The sequence below is a fragment of the Streptomyces sp. CB02414 genome (assembly GCF_001905385.1).
GTDB lineage: Bacteria > Actinomycetota > Actinomycetes > Streptomycetales > Streptomycetaceae > Streptomyces.
This window is the reverse complement of the sequence record NZ_LIPF01000009.1, coordinates 181533-199469: the sequence shown is the minus strand read 5'-3', so window position 1 is coordinate 199469 and position 17937 is coordinate 181533. Positions and strand designations below refer to the sequence as shown.

Below are 17937 nucleotides of genomic sequence, written 5' to 3'. Positions count from 1 at the left end.
ATGACCCGCACCCCGCAGTCGGCGCAGACGACCGAGGCGGTGAAGCGCCCCGGCCGCTGGCTGGCGCTCGCCGTCCTCGTGCTGGCCGTACTGCTGGTGGCCGTCGACGCGACCGTACTCGGTCTCGCGACCCCCTACATCAGTGAGGACCTCGCCCCCTCCAGCACCCAGCTGCTGTGGATCGGCGACGTCTACTCCTTCGTCATCGCCGGTCTGCTCGTCTCCATGGGCAGCCTCGGCGACCGGATCGGCCGCAAGCGGATCCTGCTCATCGGCGCCACGGCGTTCGGTCTGATCTCCGTCCTCAACGCCTACGCGCACACCCCCGAGCTGATGATCGTCGCCCGGGCCCTGCTCGGCGTTGCGGGCGCCACCCTGATGCCCGCCACCCTCGCGCTGATCCGCAACCTCTTCCACGACCCGCGCGAACGCTCTCTCGCCGTGGGCATCTGGGGCGCCGCGGCCTCGGCGGGCGCGGCGGTCGGTCCGGTCGTCGGAGGCTTCCTGCTGGAGCACTTCTGGTGGGGCTCGGTCTTCCTGATCAACCTGCCCGTCATGGCCGTCCTGGTCCTCGTCGGCGTCAAGCTGCTGCCGGAGTCGCGCAATCCGGACCCCGGCCCGTGGGACCTGCTCAGCGTCGTCCTCTCCCTCGTCGGCATGGTCGGTGTCGTGTACGCCGTCAAGGAGGCCGCCGCGCACGGATTCGCGTGGGCCACGCTCGCCGCGGGCCTGCTGGGCGCCGCCGCGCTCTACGGCTTCGTCCGCCGTCAGCTGACCATGCCGACCCCGCTGCTCGACATGCGGCTGTTCCGCAGCCGCGGTTTCAGTGGCGCGGTCCTGGCCGACCTGCTGACCATCCTCGGCCTGTCCGGGCTGGTGTTCTTCCTCTCCCAGTACCTGCAACTGGTACAGGGCAGGCGCCCCTTCGAGGCGGGCCTGGCCGAACTGCCCGCCGCGATCGGTGCGGTGGTGGCGGGTTTGCTCGCCGGCCGCGCGGCCCGGCGCTTCTCGGTCCGCTCGGTCGTCTCCGGCGGACTGGCCGCCGTCGGTCTGGCGCTGGCCGCGCTGACCGTCATCGGCCAGCACACCGGGTACCCGCTGCTCGGTGCCGCCCTGCTGGTGGTCGGCGTCGGCGCCGGCCTCTCCTTCACCGTCACCGCCGACGTGATCCTCTCCAGCGTGCCCAAGGAGCAGGCGGGCGCCGCCTCCGCGGTCTCCGAGACGGCCTACGAACTCGGCGCCGCCCTCGGCATCGCCGTGCTCGGCTCCATCGTGACCGGTGTCTACCGCGACTTCACCGGCCCGGCCGGCACCCCGGACGCGGCCCACGAGTCACTGGGCGGTGCGGTGGAGGTCGCCGCCCACCTGCCGGCCCCGTCGGCCGGGGCGCTGCTGGACGCCGCCCGCCAGGCCTTCGTCGACGGCCTGACGCTCGCGGCGGGCGTCGGCGCGGCGGTGCTGCTGGCCGCCGCGGGCGCCGCCTGGTTCCTGCTGCGGGGCCAGCGCCTGGAGGACGGGGTGGAACACCCGTAGCCGTACGGCGGCCTCAGGGCCGGACAGGTGGACGGCGGGCCGCTCACCGAGCGGCCCGCCGTCCACCTGCGTACGTCGCGCGGCCCTACGCCGCCTTCGCCTTGCTCGCGTACATGTCCACGTACTCCTGGCCGGACAGCCGCATGACCTCGGTCATCACGGAGTCGGTCACGGCCCGCAGGACGTAGCGGTCGCGGTCCATGCCCTCGTAGCGGGAGAACTCCATCGCCTCGCCGAAGCGGACGGTGACCTTGCCGGGCCGGGGCAGGCCCGCGCCGCCCGGCTGGAGCTTGTCGGTGCCGATCATGGCGAACGGGACGACGGGGGCCCCGGTCATCAGGGTCAGCCGCGCGATGCCGGTGCGGCCCCGGTAGAGGCGGCCGTCGGGGGAGCGGGTGCCCTCCGGGTAGATGCCGAAGATCCTGCCCTCCTCCAGCACCCGGCGGCCGGTCATCAGTGCCGCGACCCCGCCCCGGCCGCCGTCGCGGTCGACCGGGATCATGCCGACGCCGGTGAAGAACCAGGCCATCAGCCGGCCCTTGAAGCCCTTGCCGGTGACGTACTCGTCCTTGCCGATGAAGACGACCTGCCGGTCGCAGACGAGCGGGAGGATCATCGAGTCGATGAAGGTGAGGTGGTTGCCGGCCAGGATCACCGGGCCGTCGCCCGGGATGTTCTCCACGCCCTCCACCCGTGGGCGGAACATCAGGCGCATGATCGGGCCGAGCACTGCCTTGATGAGCGCGAAGCGGGACAACGGGTCCTCCGGTGTCGGGGATGCGGTATGAGTCTGTGCAGGTGAGGACATTACTCGCGGCGCGGGGGATCGCGCACGTCGGGTCACCCGGACCTTACGCAGTGTTGACGTGCGTTCACCTGCGGTGCAGGGGCGTTTCGCGGAGGTGATGGCGGCCCGGCGTGTGAGACAGCTCGCATCCCGGCGCCGGTGAGGCACCGCCACGGCGAAACCCGCGGCCACCGACCGCGTACCCCGGCTCGCCGCTCCGAAGCCGACGGCACGTCACACCTCCCGTCCCACCGGCCACTCCACGCCCGTACGACATCCCGGCGCACCCGCGTGTTCCCGTCGCGGTCTCCCACTCGTCATGTACGCGCCCCTACGATCGGCCCGCACCGACGGTCAACGACAGGAGGCCCTGATGGGAACGCAGGAGTCGGACGAGCAGACGGGCGGCACCGGACGGCGGGCGCTCCTCGGGGCGGCGGTGCTCGGCGCGGGCGGAGCCGTACTCGGCCTGTCCGGTACGGCGAGAGCCGCCGACCCCCGGCACGGCGGCGGACGCGGCGGGGGCGTGAAGAGCCTGCCCGTCCCGACGGTCATCGGCCACCGCGGCGCCAGCGGCTACCGCCCCGAGCACACCTTCGGCGCCTACGAACTCGCCCTCGACATGGGCGCCGACATCGTCGAGGCCGGCGACCTGGTCCCCACCAGGGACGGTCACCTGGTCTGCCGGCACGAGCCGGAGATCGGCGGCACCACGGACGTCGCCGACCACCCCGAGTTCGCCGACCGCAAGCGCACCAAGTCGCTCGACGGCGTCTCCGTCACCGGCTGGTTCACCGAGGACTTCACGCTCGCCGAGCTCAAGACGCTCCGCGCCACCGAGCGCATCCCGGCCAACCGCCCGCACAACACCCTCTACGACGGCCGCTGGGAGATCCCCACCTTCGAAGAGGTGCTCCGCTGGCAGAACGAGCAGACCCGCAAGCGCGGCAAGCAGGTCTGGATCTACCCCGAACTCAAGCACCCCACCTACTTCCGGGGGCTGGGCCTGGGTACGGAGGAGCGGCTCGCGCGGCTGCTGCGCAAGTACGGCAAGGACCGGAAGAACTCGCCCGTCATCATCCAGTCCTTCGAACCCACCAGCATCCAGCGGATGAACAGGCTCGTCGGCAACCCGCTGGCCGTCCTGCTCTCCGGCGCCAAGAGCCGCCCCTGGGACTTCGTGGAGAGCGGCGACCCGCGCACCACCGCCGACCTCATCACGCCCGAGGGCCTGAAGGAGATCGCCTCCTACGCGCAGGGCATCGGCCCGACGCTGGACCTGATCATCCCCAAGGACTCCGCCGGGCGGCTCACCGAGCCGACCACCCTGGTCCGCGACGCGCACCGCGCGGGCCTGATCCTGCACCCGTACACGATGCGCAACGAGAACCCTTTCCTGCCCGCGGACTTCCGCGAGGGCAGCGACCCCGACGCCTACGGTGACGTGTTCGGCGCGTTCCGAACCTACTTCGCCACCGGCATCGACGGAGTCTTCACCGACCACCCCGACACCGGCGTACTGGCCCGAGAGGACTTCCTCGACGGCTGACTGGTCGACGGCGGACTCGTCAACAACTGAGCGTCCGACCCCGGTTGGGGTGACCTTCGGCCGCCCGGGCAACCCACCGCCCGGGCGGCCGCGTCGATCCGCATATGACATCCGACCTGGTCGCCGCGCTGCATCCTCTGCTCACCGCCGAGGCCTCCGCCGAGGCATATGCGTCCGGAACCGAGCCCGGTGACCTGGAACAGGCCGTCTGGCTGCGCCTCCTCGAGCGGCTGGAGGCCGAGGGACCGCCCCGCGACCCCCATGGCTGGCTGCGCAGCGCCGTGCGCACCGAGGCCCGCCTCACCCGCCGGGCGGGCCGCGACGAACGGCCGTACGACACCGAACCCGCCGGCGCCGCCGAGCACCAGCCGGAACAGCTCGTCCTCGCCGCCGACCGCCGCCGCGCCCTGCGCGACGCCGTGCGCCGGCTGCCCGGCCGCTGCCCCCGGCTGATCGAGGCCCTGCTGTCGCCGAAAGACCTCACATACCGGGAGATCGCGGGGGAGTTGGGTATCTCACAGGGCAGTCTCGGCCCGGAACGTTCCCGATGTCTGGGATGTCTGCGGCGATTGCTGACGCCGGAGGTTGCGGTGCGCCGAGGACGGGGATAGGAGTGGGGGACCACAGCGGATCAGGTGAGCGGGAGGCATGCACACATGGGCATGAGCGTGACCATCTCGGCGGCGACCGAGCAGGATGCCGAGCAGATCTTCCGGCTGCAGTACCTCTGCTTCCAGAGCGAGGCGGCGCTGTACGGCAACTACCGCATCGACCCGCTCGTCCAGACCCTCGACTCCGTGCGCGAGGAGGTCGCCGGTGACTGCGTCTTCGTCGCGCGGCTCGGCGACGAGGTCGTCGGTTCGGTGCGCGGGCGGGTGACCGAGGACGGGGCCGCGTCCATCGGCAAGCTCTGCGTCCACCCCCGCCTCCAGGGGCACGGCATCGGCGCCCGGCTGCTGCGCGCGGCGGAGTCGGCGCTCGCCGAGGAGCGCGGCGCCAAGCGCTTCCGCCTGCACACCGGCCACCGCAGCGAGAGCAACCTGCGGCTCTACCGGCGGGTCGGCTACGAGACGGTCGGGACGGCGCAGGGCGCGGACGGCGTGCCCATGATCGTCCTGGAGAAGGCCGCCGGGGAGTACGCCGCCACGGCCTGAGCGGACACCTACTCGGTGCGGGCCCGGCGCAGCCAGTACAGGGCCGACAGCGGCAGCAGCACCGGGATGAAGAGGTAGCCCATCCCGAAGTCCGACCACACGGTCGCGTCGGGGAATGCGGACGGTTCCACCAGGGTCCAGGTGCCGACCGCGACGACGCCCACCAGCTCGGCGGCGCAGCACACCAGCGCCGCCTTGCGGGCCGTCTCGCCGCCGCGCACCAGGGTGTAGGTGATGAAGCCGTAGACGATGCCCGCGAGCGCCGAGAGCGTGTAGGCGAGCGGCGCCCGGTCGAACTCGGTCGCGATCTGGTACGCGGACCGCGACACCGCGCCGACGACCATCACCCCGTACAGCCACACCAGCAGGATGCCCGGGCCGCTGATCAGCCCCTTGCGGTCCGGCCGCTGCTCCGTCGTCGCCATCTCAGCCTCCCCAGATGTCGAACAGCCGCACCTCGAGGACGGCGAGGACGACGCCGCCGGCGGCGACCGTCACCGAACCCCAGCGGGTGCGCTCGGCCAGCGACATGAAGCCCGCCGCCGGTACACAGGCGAAGGCGCCCAGCAGGTACGCCACGAAGATCGTGGTGCCCTGCTCCGGCTTCTCGCCCCGCGCCAGCAGCACGATCCCCGCGATCAGCTGGATCAGTGCCAGCACCGAGACCACGGCCATGCCGATGAAGTGCCAGTCCTTCGTCGGCTGGTCACGGTAAGCCGCCCAGCCGCACCAGGCGGCGAGCAGCAGCGCGGCGACCCCGGTCACCAGCGTCAGGACGTCAAGCATGGCAGCGACCCTATTACGCCCCAAAAGCCTCGCCGGCCCCGGCCCCGCCCCGCACCGGTCCACCGTGGCGTTGGCCACAGCCCGCACGCCCGCCGGACGCGCGCCCGGCCCATGGCCGGCGAGGCGGCGGCCTTGTCGGCACTGGTCACCGGAGCCCGAGCAGGAACCTCCGCCCCTGGTCGCCGGCGCGTCGGTGTCCGGTCACCGCCCACGGCTGTCCAGCATCCGGACAGCCGTCTCCGGTCAGGAGCGTACGTCTGCTTTACTGATCGCATGAGCACGACGAGCGACCGCACCCCTGCGACCGAGGCGACGATGACGCCCGGTGCTCGTTGTATGTGCCGAATGTGCGCCTTCTAGAGGGCCCCCGCACCACCTGAGCCTCGCGCCCCGAAGCGAGCGCCCGCCCGAGTCCGCCCATGCGCCCCGCGCCCGCGGCCGGGCCACGCCCCGCGCACACGTTTCTCCCCGGTTCACCGCCACCGCGCATCGCCACCGCGAGAACCGTGCCGCGTTCCGAAGGTCCCCAAACCCCGAAGAACAACGCCCCCGTGCCCGGCGCCACACCAGAGCGCCGCGCACTCGACAGTGACGGAAACCCACGTGATCACCACATCGGGCCTGACCAAGGTCTACCGCTCCCGCGGCCGCGAGGTCACCGCCCTGGACGGCGTCGACCTGCACGTCCGCGAGGGCGAGGTGTACGGCGTCATCGGCCAGTCCGGCGCCGGCAAGTCCTCGCTCATCCGCTGCGTCAACCTCCTGGAGCGCCCCACCGCCGGCACGGTCACCGTCGCCGGCCAGGACCTCACCGCGCTGGCGGGCCGCGGCCCCCGCGCCGGCCGGGAACTGCGTCAGGCGCGCAGCCGTATCGGCATGGTCTTCCAGCACTTCAACCTGCTCTCCTCCCGGACCGTGCAGGACAACGTCGAACTGCCGCTGGAGATCCTCGGCAAGACCGGGAAGGAACGTTCCCGCAAGGCGCTCGAACTCCTCGACCTGGTCGGTCTCGCCGACAAGGCGAAGGCGTACCCCGCCCAGCTCTCCGGCGGCCAGAAGCAGCGCGTCGGCATCGCCCGCGCCCTGGCCGGCGACCCCAAGGTGCTGCTCTCCGACGAGGCCACCAGCGCACTCGACCCGGAGACCACCCGCTCCATCCTCCAGCTGCTGCGCGACCTCAACCGGCAGCTCGGACTGACCGTCCTGCTCATCACCCACGAGATGGACGTCGTCAAGAGCATCTGCGACTCGGCCGCCCTCATGGAGAAGGGGCGCCTCGTCGAGTCCGGCACCGTGAGCGACCTGCTCGCGACGCCCGGCTCCGAACTGGCCGCCGCCCTCTTCCCGGTCGGCGGCGAGGCGTCCGGGGACGACCGCACCGTCCTGGACGTCACCTTCCACGGCGAGGCCGCCACCCAGCCGGTCATCTCCCAGCTGTCCCGCACCTACAACATCGACATATCGATCCTGGGTGCCGCCATCGACACCGTCGGCGGGCTCCAGGTCGGCCGCATGCGCATCGAACTGCCCGGCCGCTACGAGGACAACGTCGTGCCCGTCGGCTTCCTGCGCGAGCAGGGCCTCCAGATCGACGTGATCGACCACGACCCCGCGCAGGGCTCCGTGCTGGTGAAGGAAGGTGCCAAGTGACCTGGTCCGAGATGCAGCCCCTGCTGGAGCAGGCCTGTCAGGAGACCCTGATCATGGTCGGCTGGTCGACCCTGATCGCGATCGTCGGCGGACTCCCGCTCGGCATCCTGCTCGTCCTCACCGACAAGGGCGGGCTGCTCCAGAACACCGTGGTGAACAAGGTCATCGGCCAGATCGTGAACGTCGGCCGCTCGCTGCCGTTCATCATCCTCATGGTCGCCCTGATGAGCTTCACCCGCTGGGTCACCGGCACCACCATCGGCAGCGAGGCCGCGATCGTGCCGCTCGCCATCGGCGGCATCCCGTTCTTCGCGCGGCTGGTCGAGACGGCCGTCCGCGAGGTCGACGGCGGTCTGGTCGAGGCCGTCCAGGCCATGGGCGGCAACACCTGGACCGTGGTCCGCAAGGTCCTGGTGCCCGAGGCGCTGCCGTCGCTGATCGCCTCCACCACGACCACGGTCATCGCCCTCATCGGCTACTCCGCCATGGCCGGCACCGTCGGCGGCGGCGGCCTCGGTGACCTCGCCGTCCGCTACGGCTACAACCGCTTCGAGTCCGGCCTGATGTGGGTCACCGTCGCGATCCTCGCCGTCGCCATCTCGCTCATCCAGTTCGCCGGCGACGCCGCCGCCCGCGCTCTGCACCGCCGCGGCGGACGTTCCGGCGCCGCGCCCCGGCTGCGGCTGCTCAAGGCCAAGGAGCCCGCCGCGGCCGACGTCGGCAAGGTCGCGTAGCGCGCTCCTCGCCTCCCCAAGACTCCCCGCCGGACACAGGGCGGGGTCGCACCACCTGAAGGAAAGGCACTTTTCGTGCGTAACACCGCCAAGATCACCACCGCCGTCCTCGCCACCGGAGCCCTCACCCTCGGGCTGTCCGCCTGCGGCTCCGACAAGGACACCGCCTCCGACACCTCCGGCCCGCTGGTCGTCGCCGCCAGCCCCGTCCCGCACGCCGAGATCCTCAACTACGTCAAGGACAACCTGGCGCAGAAGGCGGGCCTCGAACTGGAGGTCAAGGAGGTCACCGACTACGTCACGCCGAACACCTCCACGGAGGACGGCTCGGTGGACGCCAACTTCTTCCAGACCACCCCGTACCTCGACGACTTCAACAAGAAGCGCGGCACTCACATCGCGTCCGTCGTCGACGTGCACCTGGAGCCCCTCGGCCTGTACTCCAACAAGGTCGACAAGGCCGCGGACCTGAAGAGCGGTGCGACCGTCGCCGTCCCCAACGACACCGTCAACGAGGGCCGCGCCCTGCAGCTGCTGGCCGCGAACGGGCTCATCACCCTCAAGGACGGCGTCGGCACCACGGCGACCCCGGCGGACATCACCAAGAACCCGAAGAACCTCAAGTTCAAGGAGCTGGAGGCGGCCACCACGCCGCGCTCCCTGGACGACGTCGACGCCGCGGTGGTCAACGGCAACTACGCCATCGAGGCCGACCTCAAGCCGGCGGAGGACGCCCTCGTCCTGGAGTCCGCCAAGGACAACCCGAACAACAACCTCCTCGCCGTCAAGGAGGGCAACGAGGACGACCCGCGGGTGAAGAAGCTCGCGGAGCTCCTCACCTCGCCCGAGGTGAAGAAGTTCATCGAGGACAAGTACGACGGCGCCGTGCTGCCCTCGTTCTGATCCCCTCCGCACCCGCCACGGGGTCCGCTCCGCCGGAGCGGACCCCGTGGTGCGGTCGCGTGCTCACATGCTGCATGCTGGGCAGTTCGAGCAGGCCCTGACGGTCACACAGGTTACGGAGCGGCGCATGACGAGCACCTTCCCCAACATCTCCATCAGCACGGAGCGGTTGGTGCTGCGTCCCCTCGACGAGGACGACGTCCCCGCCCTCACCGCCATGATGAACGACGAGCAGGTCGCCGCCTGGACCCACGTCCCGCAGCCCTTCACCGAGCGGCACGCCGGTACCTGGATCGGCGAGTACGCTCCCGCCGAGCGCACGGCGGGCCGGGGACTCGACCTGGCCGTCACCGAGTTCCTCACCCAGCGGCTGGTCGGCGTCATCCAGCTCACCAAGACCAACTGGCACGTACGGTCCACCGAGCTGTCGTACATCGTCGCCCCCTGGGCCCGCGGCGAGGGCTACGCCTCGGAAGCGGCGCTCGCCACCGCCCAGTGGCTCTTCGGCGACCAGAAGTTCGAGCGCCTCGAGCTGCGCACGGCCGCCGACAACACCGCCTCCCAGCAGGTCGCCCAGAAGATCGGCTGCATCAGCGAGGGTGTCCTGCGCAATGCCTGCATAGCCCGCGTCCGCACCGACGACGAGGTGTGGACGGACGTACGCACCGACTTCATCGTGTGGAGCCTGCTGCCGGAGGACCTCGAGGGCGCGTCCGGGCCGCTGACCGACGACGGCGGTTTCAGCACCTTCACCGACTGGAACTGATCCCCGGACCGGCGCACCGGCGCCGCCGACACCCCGCCCGGGGGCCGCACCGGGGTACCCTCACGGGACACACCCGCGAACGGTTCCGCGACACGACCTGCAAGACCCCTGGAGACTGACGACGATGGCCGACCGGGTCACGGTGATCGGCTGGGACGGTTCGCCGCTGACCGCCGCGGCACGCTCCGCACTGGGCGCGGCCACCCTCGTGGCCGGTGCCGCACACCACCTGGCACTTCCCGAGGTGCCCCCCGCCGCCGAACGCGTCCGCCTCGGCAGCGTCGCCCTCGCCGCCCGCCGCATCGCCGCCCACCGGGGCACCGCGGTCGTACTCGCCGACGGCGACCCCGGCTTCTTCGGCGTCGTACGCACCCTGCGGGCCCCCGAGTTCGGCCTCGAGGTCGAAGTCGTCCCCGCCGTCTCCTCCGTCGCCGCCGCCTTCGCCCGCGCCGGCATGCCCTGGGACGACGCGCATGTGGTCGTCGCCCACCCCCGCACCCTGCGACGCGCGGTGAACGTATGCCGGGCCCACACCAAGGTCGCCGTCCTCACCTCCCCGGGCGCCGGTCCCGCTGAACTCGGCCTGCTCATGGAGGGCATCCACCGCACCTTCGTCATCTGCGAGGAGCTCGGCACCGCGCGCGAACAGGTCACCGTCGTCACCTCCGAGAAGGCCGCCGACCACACCTGGCGCGACCCGAACGTCGTCATCGTCGTCGGCGGGAGCACCGGCCCGGGGGCGACGGGCGACGGCGCCGGCTGGATCGCCGGCCGGGGCCCCGCCGCCGGACCGCGCGGCTGGTCGCTGCCCGCCGAGGCGTACGGCGGTGACCTCGGCGAGGGCGAGACCGAGCTGCTGCGCACGGCCCAACTCGCCCGGCTCGGGCCCCGCCCCGGCGACCTCGTGTGGGACATCGGCTGCGGCGGCGGCGCCTTCGCCACCGAGGCCGCCCGCGGCGGCGCCGCCGTCATCGCCGTCGACCGGGACCCGGACGCCTGCGCCCGCACCGAGGCCACGGCCCGCCACTTCGGCGTCCAGCTCCAGATCGTGCACGGCACCGCCCCGCACGTCCTGGAGGACCTTCCCGAACCCGACGTCGTGCGCGTCGGCGGCGGGGGAGCGGCCGTGGTCTCCGCGGTCGCCGACCGCCGTCCGCAGCGCATCGTCGCGCACGCCGCGACCCGCGACGCGGCCGAACTCGTGGGCAGGGACCTGACGGAGCACGGCTACCGGGTCGAGTGCGCCCTGCTGCAGTCCGTGGGACTCGACACCCGGGCCTGGACGGAGACGGAGCGGAGCGTTGCGTTCCTGCTCAGCGGGGTACTTCCGGACCGCGCCCCGTGATCGGTTAGTCGTACCGCGCGGGGTAGGCTGGCGGATTGTTGTACCGCGCTCGGACACCTGGCACTTCGCCGGTCAATGTCCGCAAAAACCGCCCTCTTACGGGCTGGGTGTGGTACGGCAAGAACCGGAGGACGCGCAACGTGGCGCAGTCCACAGCGGGCCGTCGCGGATCAAGCTGTCGTGACGGGGCAACGACCGCGACAATGCCACTCAATGGCTTTGTCGTCATTTTCGACGGGTCGTTCGTGCCGCTGGGCACGCACGCTCGTTCTCACTACGGGGCGGTCGGTGCGCCGTCCCGGGCGAGCTGGTCGTAGAAGCACTAACCGATGGGCGAGGGGTTACGCATGACCGACACCGGCCAGATCCCGGGCGAGGGGCTGCCGGAGAACGCAGGCATGGTGGAGCAGCCGGGCGTCCCCGCACCCGGCGCGTACACCTACCTCTCCGAGACCACCGCCGAGGACGAGGACCTGTTGTTGCTGCCGGGAGCCCAGAGTGCCTGGGGCAACGAGGTCGCGCCGCCCGCGCCGGAGCCGGTCGTCGAGACCGTGCATCAGCCGGGTCCGCACGAGATGTCCGGCCGTGACAGCGGCGCGGTCGATCTCAGTGGCGTCCGTCCGCCCGAGCCGTCGCCGCAGCCCGCCTCCGTCCCCGCTCCGCCGCGCAGGCCCCTGCACCTCGGTCCGCCGATCCCCGACACCTCCGCCAGCCCGGTCCGCTCGCTCGCCGACCGCGGCCCGGCCGACGCGCCGGTGCGTCACGCCGGTCCGCCGGCCGCCGGTCCCGAGTACCTCGACGCCCCGCAGACCGCCGCGACGCCTCCGCAGGGGGCGGCGCCCTGGGGCGCCGCGCAGGCGGCTCCGCAGACCCAGCAGCCGGCGGAGGTGCCGGTGGGCGCCGGGGCAGTGCGTGCGGAAACGGTTATTCCGGTAGCGGACCAGGCCGCCCAGCCGGTGGGTGCCGCCCAGGCGCTGGTGACCCGCGTGGCCACGGAGGCCGTGGCGGCGACGGGCGGGGAGCCCGGGGAGAGCGGGCAGAGCGGCGAACCGGGCGAGCCCGAGGTCCCGGCCGCGGACACCCACGCCGGCGTCCCGGACCCGGCATTGAGCGCGCCGGGCGACGCGGACGGCGCCGGTTTCCCACCGGGTGCCGAGGCGGCGCACGTCAAGGGAACGCCCGAGGACGGCGACGGGACGCGGGAGGCCGTGGCCGAGCCGGCGGCGGAGGAAGAGACCGCTCCCGAGGCCGTGGCAGCGCGCCCGGCCGAGGAGGCGCCGGCACCCGATGCGGTGACCGAGCCGACGGCGGACGAAGCGCCCGCACCCGGAGCCGTTCCGGGGCACGAAGCCGAGCAGATGACCCAGGCGGCACTCCCGGAGACGGGAGCGGAGGAGGCGGTTGAGCCGGCCCCGCTCCTTCAGTCGGCCCCGACCCCGGAGGCGGGCCCCGTGCAGCCCGTGGCGGAGGCCGCCGGGGAGCCGGTGGCGGCGGTGGCCCAGGACGTCAGCACCCCCGCGGGAGTCTCGCCCGAGGCCGTGCCGGTGGTGGAGCCGGCCGACGCTCCCGAGACTGTGCAGGAAGGTGAGCCGGGGGAGGCTGCCGACGCCGCGCAGACGGTCGAGCCGGCCGACGGCCGGGGGCCCGTACAGACGGTCGAGCCGGCGGACGGCCAGGGGCCCGCACCGACGGTCGAGCCGGCCGACGCCGCGGAGCCGGTGCAGGCGGTGGAGCCGACCGGGTCCCCCGAAGCCGCGCAGGAAGGCGAGCCGACACGGGTACCGGGCACCGCGCAGGCGGCCGGTGCGGATCAGGCTCCCGAGCCCGTGCAGACGGTCACCGAGCCGGCGGAGGCTGCCCAGCCCGTGCAGTCGGCCGAGCCCACCGAGGCCGTCCAGCCAGTGCCGCTGGCCGAGCCCACCGAGGGTCCCGAGCCCGCAGCGCTGCCGGCCGAACCCGTCGAGGTGCCCGGACCGCAGGAAGTCCCGCCCGCCGAGGCGCAAGTGACCGAGGCCGCCCGCACCGCCACCCCCTCCGAGGCCCACCTGACACCCGGCGAACCCGCCGGACACGTGCCGTCCCCGGAGCCCGGGGCCGCCGACGGGCAGCCCGCACCGGCGCCCGAGGCGACCGCACCGTCGGAGAGCTCGGCGCGGCCCGTTCCGGTGGCCGAGGACCACCCGCACGCGGACGTGCGGGCCGCCGCAGCCCAGGACGGCGCCGTCGCGCAACCCGCCGCGCAGGAACCGGACCGCCCTGCCACCGACGCGCAGCCCGCTCAGGGCCCCCAGTCCGTCGCCGGCACCTACGTAGCACCGGAAGCCGACGTAGCGCCAGCAGCGGAAGCTCCGCACACCGCGCCCGAACCCGCAGTGGCCGTCGCGGCGCCGGCGGACGGTGTCCAGCCGCACCCCGACCAGCCCGTGGGCCAGTTCGTGCCGGTCGACGGCGGCCAGGTCCCGACCACCCCGCACCTCGCACCGACGCCCCCCGAGGCACTCGTCGTACCGCCGGAGACGTGGGACACCCAGGCGACTCCGGCGACTCAGGAGGCCCCGGAACCCGTCGCCCCGGTCCCCGCCCCTCGTGAGGCGGACCCCGAGGTCGCCCAGAACGCCGACGACCTGGACACCCGGGCCGACCAGGAGGACCCGGAAGACCCGGAGGGCGTGAGCACGGCCGCGGAGGCGGACGCACGGCGCTCCACCGGCCCGGCGGCCCCCGCCTACGCCGACGCCGAACGCGAGGCCGTCCTGAAGGTCATGCGCGAACGCCGCGACATCCGCAACGGCTTCCGCGGCGACCCCATCCCGCACGAGGTGCTGCTCCGCGTCCTGGAGGCCGCCCACACCGCGCCCTCCGTCGGCCACTCGCAGCCCTGGGACTTCGTCGTCATCCGCTCCGCCGACACCCGCCGCGCGATGCACGAACTGGCGATGCGTCAGCGCGACGCGTACGCGAAGTCGCTGCCCAAGGGCCGGGCCAAGCAGTTCAAGGAACTGAAGATCGAGGCCATCCTCGACACCCCGGTCAACATCGTCGTCACCGCCGACCCGACGCGCGGCGGCCGGCACACCCTCGGCCGCCACACGCAGCCGCAGATGGCGCCGTACTCCTCCGCGCTCGCCGTCGAGAACCTCTGGCTCGCCGCCCGCGCCGAGGGCCTCGGCGTCGGCTGGGTCAGTTTCTTCGACGAGCGCGAGATGGTGCGGGCCCTCGGCCTGCCCGAACACCTGGACGTCGTCGCCTACCTGTGCGTCGGGTACGTCGACGAGTTCCCGGACGAGCCCGAGCTGATGCAGGCAGGCTGGTCCAAGCGCCGCCCGCTGTCCTGGGTGGTCCACGAAGAAACCTACGGGCGCCGCGCCCTGCCCGGAGAGGAACCGCACGACCTGCTCGCCGAGACCGTCGCACAGATCCGCCCGCTCGACGCCAAGGCGCTCGGCGAGGCATGGGAGCGCCAGAAGCGCATGACCAAGCCGGCCGGCGCGCTCGGCATGCTGGAGATCATCTCCGCGCAGCTGTCCGGGCTGTCCCGGCAGTGCCCGCCGCCGATCCCCGAGCCCGCGGCCGTCGCGGTCTTCGCCGGCGACCACGGAGTGCACGCCCAGGGCGTCACCCCCTGGCCGCAGGAGGTCACCGCCCAGATGGTGGCCAACTTCCTGGGCGGGGGAGCGGTCTGCAACGCCTTCGCCACCCAGGTCGGCGCCGAGGTCTGCGTCGTGGACGTCGGTGTCGCCACCGACCTGCCCGCCACGCCCGGCCTGCTGCCCCGAAAGGTCCGCGCGGGCACGTCCGACATGACGGCCGGCCCCGCGATGACCCGTGAGGAGGCCAAGCAGGCCATCGAGGTCGGCATCGAGACCGCCCGCGACCTGGTGGCGGCCGGCAACAAGGCGCTGCTCACCGGCGAGATGGGCATCGCGAACACCACCGCGTCCGCCGCGCTCATCTCCGTCTTCACCGGCGCCGACCCGGCCGAGGTCACCGGCCGCGGCACCGGCATCAACGACGAGACGCTCGCCCGCAAGACCGAGGTTGTCCGCCGCGCGCTGGAAGTCCACCAGCCGGACCCGGCCGACCCCATCGGCGTCCTCGCCGCGGTCGGCGGCTTCGAGCACGCGGCCATGGTCGGCCTGCTGCTCGGCGGTGCCTCCCTGCGCACGCCGGTGATCCTCGACGGCGTCAGCGCCGGCGCCGCCGCACTGGTGGCCCGTGCGATCGCCCCCGAGGTCCTGGCGGCCTGCATCGCGGGTCACCGCAGCGCCGAGCCCGGCCACGTCGCCGCGCTCAACAAGCTCGGCCTGCGCCCCCTGGTCGACCTCGACCTCCGCCTGGGCGAGGGGACGGGCGCGCTGCTCGCCCTCCCGATGGTGCAGAGCACGGCCCGAGCGATGCACGAGGTGGCGACGTTCGACTCGGCGGGGGTAACCGAGAAGTAGGGGTCAGCCAGAAGGCTGGGCGGGGCATTTCCGGGGTGCCGAACCGGCGGACCGGTGGTTGCGGGTGGACACGGCCACCGGTCCGCCGGGTAGGCACCCGGCAACGAGGTCCAGCCACCGGACCACCCGAGCCCCCGCTCCCGGCCGCACCTTAAAATGCGCACGTCAGCGCCTCCGCACCGCCGCTTCCAAGAGGAGCCGTCCACTCATGGCCGAACACCCCGCCTACCCCGTAGGCCTCCGTCTGACCGGCCGCCGCGTGGTCGTCCTCGGCGGCGGCCAGGTGGCCCAGCGCCGCCTCCCCGCCCTCATCGCGGCGGGCGCGGACATCCGCCTCGTGTCCCCGGAGGCGACCCCCTCGGTCGAGGCCATGGCGGACGCGGGAGAGATCACCTGGGAGCGGCGTCCGTACGCCGAGGGCGACCTCGCGGACGCCTGGTACGCCCTGATCGCCACCAGCGACGCCGAGGCCAACACCGCCGCCTCCGCCGAGGCCGAGCGGCACCGCGTGTGGTGCGTCCGCTCCGACGACGCCGACCGGGCCACCGCCTGGACCCCGGCGACCGGCCACAGCGAGGGCGTCACCGTCGCCGTGCTCACCACGAACGCCCGCGGCCGGGACCCACGGCACACCGCCGCCATCCGCGACGCGGTCGTGGAGGGCCTGCGTGACGGCACCCTCGTCGCCCCGCACCACCGCACCCGCACCGCCGGAGTCGCCCTGGTCGGCGGCGGACCCGGCGACCCGGACCTGATCACCGTCCGGGGCCGCCGGCTGCTCGCCGAGGCCGACGTGGTCATCGCCGACCGGCTCGGCCCGCGCGACCTGCTCGCCGAACTGCCGCCGCACGTCGAGGTCATCGACGCGGCGAAGATCCCCTACGGGCGTTTCATGGCCCAGGAGGCCATCAACAACGCGCTGATCGAGCACGCCAAGCAGGGCAAGGCGGTCGTACGGCTGAAGGGCGGAGACCCGTTCGTCTTCGGCCGGGGCATGGAGGAGGCGCAGGCGCTGGCCGAGGCGGGCATCCCGTGCACCGTCGTCCCCGGCATCTCCAGCTCCATCTCGGTCCCCGGTGCGGCCGGCATCCCGGTCACCCACCGGGGCGTCGCCCACGAGTTCACCGTGGTCAGCGGCCATGTCGCCCCCGACGACGAGCGTTCCCTGGTCGACTGGCCGTCCCTCGCCAAACTCACCGGCACGCTCGTGATCCTCATGGGTGTCGACAAGATCGGCAGGATCGCCGAGACCCTCGTCGCGCACGGCAGGTCCCCCGGGACGCCGGTCGCCCTCGTCCAGGAGGGCACGACGGCCGCCCAGCGTCGGGTCGACGCGACCCTCGCCACGGTCGCCGAGACCGTCGTCGCCCAGGAGGTCAAGCCGCCCGCCGTCATCGTCGTCGGCGAGGTCGTCGGCGTAGGCCCGCACGGGACCGGTGCGTGACATGGCGGACCTCGTCACCATCCACGACCCCGACGACCCGCGGCTGCACGACTACACCGGCCTGACCGACGTCGAACTGCGCCGCCGCCGCGAACCCGCCGAGGGCCTCTTCATCGCCGAGGGCGAGAAGGTCATCCGACGGGCCGGCGAGGCGGGCTACGCGATGCGCTCGATGCTGCTCTCCGCGAAGTGGGTCGACACCATGCGCGACGTCATCGACGAGGCCCCCGCACCGGTGTACGTCGTCGACCCGGCGCTCGCGGAACGGGTCACCGGCTACCACGTGCACCGCGGCGCGCTCGCCTCCATGCAGCGCAAGCCACTGCCGACGGCGGCCGACCTCCTGACCACCGCCCGGCGCGTCGTCGTCATGGAGTCGGTCAACGACCACACCAACATCGGCGCCATCTTCCGCTCCGCCGCCGCCCTGGGAATCGACGCGGTACTCCTCTCCCCGGACTGCGCGGACCCGCTGTACCGGCGCAGCGTGAAGGTCTCGATGGGCGCCGTCTTCTCCGTGCCGTACGCCCGCCTCGACACCTGGCCGGCCGGCCTCGCGACGGTCCGCGAGTCGGGCTTCACGCTCCTCGCCCTCACCCCCGACCAGCGGGCCAAGTCCCTCGACGAGGCCGCCCCGCACCGCATGGACCGGGTGGCCCTGATGCTGGGCGCCGAGGGCGACGGCCTGTCCCGGCGGGCCCTGGCGGCGTCCGACGCGTGGGTCCGCATCCCGATGTCCCACGGTGTCGACTCCCTGAACGTGGGCGCGGCGGCAGCGGTCGCCTTCTACGCGGTGACGACGGGCCGGCCCTCGGCGTAGCGGGTGCGGGAAGCGATCCAGGCT

The 17937-nt window shown here is 73.0% G+C and carries 15 protein-coding genes; 12 read left to right on the top strand and 3 right to left on the bottom strand.

The features are described from left to right. Complete coding sequence (locus AMK11_RS28085; protein ID WP_073730872.1) at positions 1-1533, top strand: MFS transporter; 1533 nt, start codon at positions 1-3, stop codon at positions 1531-1533. Between the two features lie 85 nt (positions 1534-1618). Here AMK11_RS28085 and AMK11_RS28080 read toward each other — a convergent pair whose 3' ends face one another. Continuing rightward, positions 1619-2290 (bottom strand): lysophospholipid acyltransferase family protein, encoded by a 672-nt coding sequence (locus AMK11_RS28080; protein WP_073730871.1) that lies wholly within the window; start codon positions 2288-2290, stop codon positions 1619-1621. Positions 2291-2693: 403 nt separating this feature from the next. Here AMK11_RS28080 and AMK11_RS28075 point away from each other — a divergent pair, with 403 nt between their 5' ends. The 3 genes from AMK11_RS28075 (at position 2694) to AMK11_RS28065 (ending at position 5023) form a co-directional block, all read left to right on the top strand. Continuing rightward, complete coding sequence (locus AMK11_RS28075) at positions 2694-3869, top strand: glycerophosphodiester phosphodiesterase (protein WP_073730870.1); 1176 nt, start codon at positions 2694-2696, stop codon at positions 3867-3869. A gap of 104 nt (positions 3870-3973) precedes the next feature. Then, positions 3974-4480, top strand: coding sequence for a sigma-70 family RNA polymerase sigma factor (locus AMK11_RS28070; protein WP_073730869.1), 507 nt, complete (start codon positions 3974-3976; stop codon positions 4478-4480). A 45-nt stretch (positions 4481-4525) separates the two neighbouring features. Next, complete coding sequence (locus tag AMK11_RS28065; RefSeq protein WP_073730868.1) at positions 4526-5023, top strand: GNAT family N-acetyltransferase; 498 nt, start codon at positions 4526-4528, stop codon at positions 5021-5023. An 8-nt stretch (positions 5024-5031) separates the two neighbouring features. On the opposite strand, the gene AMK11_RS28060 is transcribed toward AMK11_RS28065, so the two are convergent. Then, positions 5032-5448 carry a hypothetical protein gene (locus AMK11_RS28060; protein ID WP_073730867.1) on the bottom strand — a complete coding sequence of 139 codons (417 nt, stop codon included), beginning with the start codon at positions 5446-5448 and terminating at the stop codon, positions 5032-5034. Position 5449: 1 nt separating this feature from the next. Beyond that, on the bottom strand, positions 5450-5809 hold the full coding sequence (locus tag AMK11_RS28055; protein ID WP_073730866.1) for a hypothetical protein: 360 nt from the start codon (positions 5807-5809) through the stop codon (positions 5450-5452). Between the two features lie 603 nt (positions 5810-6412). Here AMK11_RS28055 and AMK11_RS28050 point away from each other — a divergent pair. The 8 genes from AMK11_RS28050 to AMK11_RS28015 all read left to right on the top strand — a co-directional run bounded on the left by AMK11_RS28050 (position 6413) and on the right by AMK11_RS28015 (position 17913). Continuing rightward, complete coding sequence (locus AMK11_RS28050; protein WP_073730865.1) at positions 6413-7459, top strand: methionine ABC transporter ATP-binding protein; 1047 nt, start codon at positions 6413-6415, stop codon at positions 7457-7459. Beyond that, a complete protein-coding gene (locus tag AMK11_RS28045; protein ID WP_073730864.1) occupies positions 7456-8193 on the top strand; it encodes a methionine ABC transporter permease in 738 nt (245 codons plus the stop codon). The genes AMK11_RS28050 and AMK11_RS28045 overlap by 4 nt, the downstream gene beginning before the upstream one ends. A 75-nt stretch (positions 8194-8268) precedes the next feature. After that, a complete protein-coding gene (locus tag AMK11_RS28040) occupies positions 8269-9096 on the top strand; it encodes a MetQ/NlpA family ABC transporter substrate-binding protein (RefSeq protein WP_073730863.1) in 828 nt (275 codons plus the stop codon). 127 nt (positions 9097-9223) lie between these two features. After that, positions 9224-9862 (top strand): GNAT family N-acetyltransferase, encoded by a 639-nt coding sequence (locus AMK11_RS28035; protein WP_073730862.1) that lies wholly within the window; start codon positions 9224-9226, stop codon positions 9860-9862. 124 nt (positions 9863-9986) lie between these two features. Beyond that, entirely contained in the window at positions 9987-11207 is a 1221-nt protein-coding gene (cbiE, locus tag AMK11_RS28030) for a precorrin-6y C5,15-methyltransferase (decarboxylating) subunit CbiE (protein ID WP_073730861.1), read from the top strand. A gap of 347 nt (positions 11208-11554) precedes the next feature. After that, on the top strand, positions 11555-15649 hold the full coding sequence (gene cobT / locus AMK11_RS28025; RefSeq protein WP_073730860.1) for a nicotinate-nucleotide--dimethylbenzimidazole phosphoribosyltransferase: 4095 nt from the start codon (positions 11555-11557) through the stop codon (positions 15647-15649). Positions 15650-15857: 208 nt separating this feature from the next. Beyond that, on the top strand, positions 15858-17093 hold the full coding sequence (gene cobA / locus AMK11_RS28020; protein ID WP_073730859.1) for a uroporphyrinogen-III C-methyltransferase: 1236 nt from the start codon (positions 15858-15860) through the stop codon (positions 17091-17093). Between the two features lies 1 nt (position 17094). Continuing rightward, complete coding sequence (locus AMK11_RS28015) at positions 17095-17913, top strand: TrmH family RNA methyltransferase (protein WP_073730858.1); 819 nt, start codon at positions 17095-17097, stop codon at positions 17911-17913. Positions 17914-17937 lie beyond the last annotated feature (24 nt).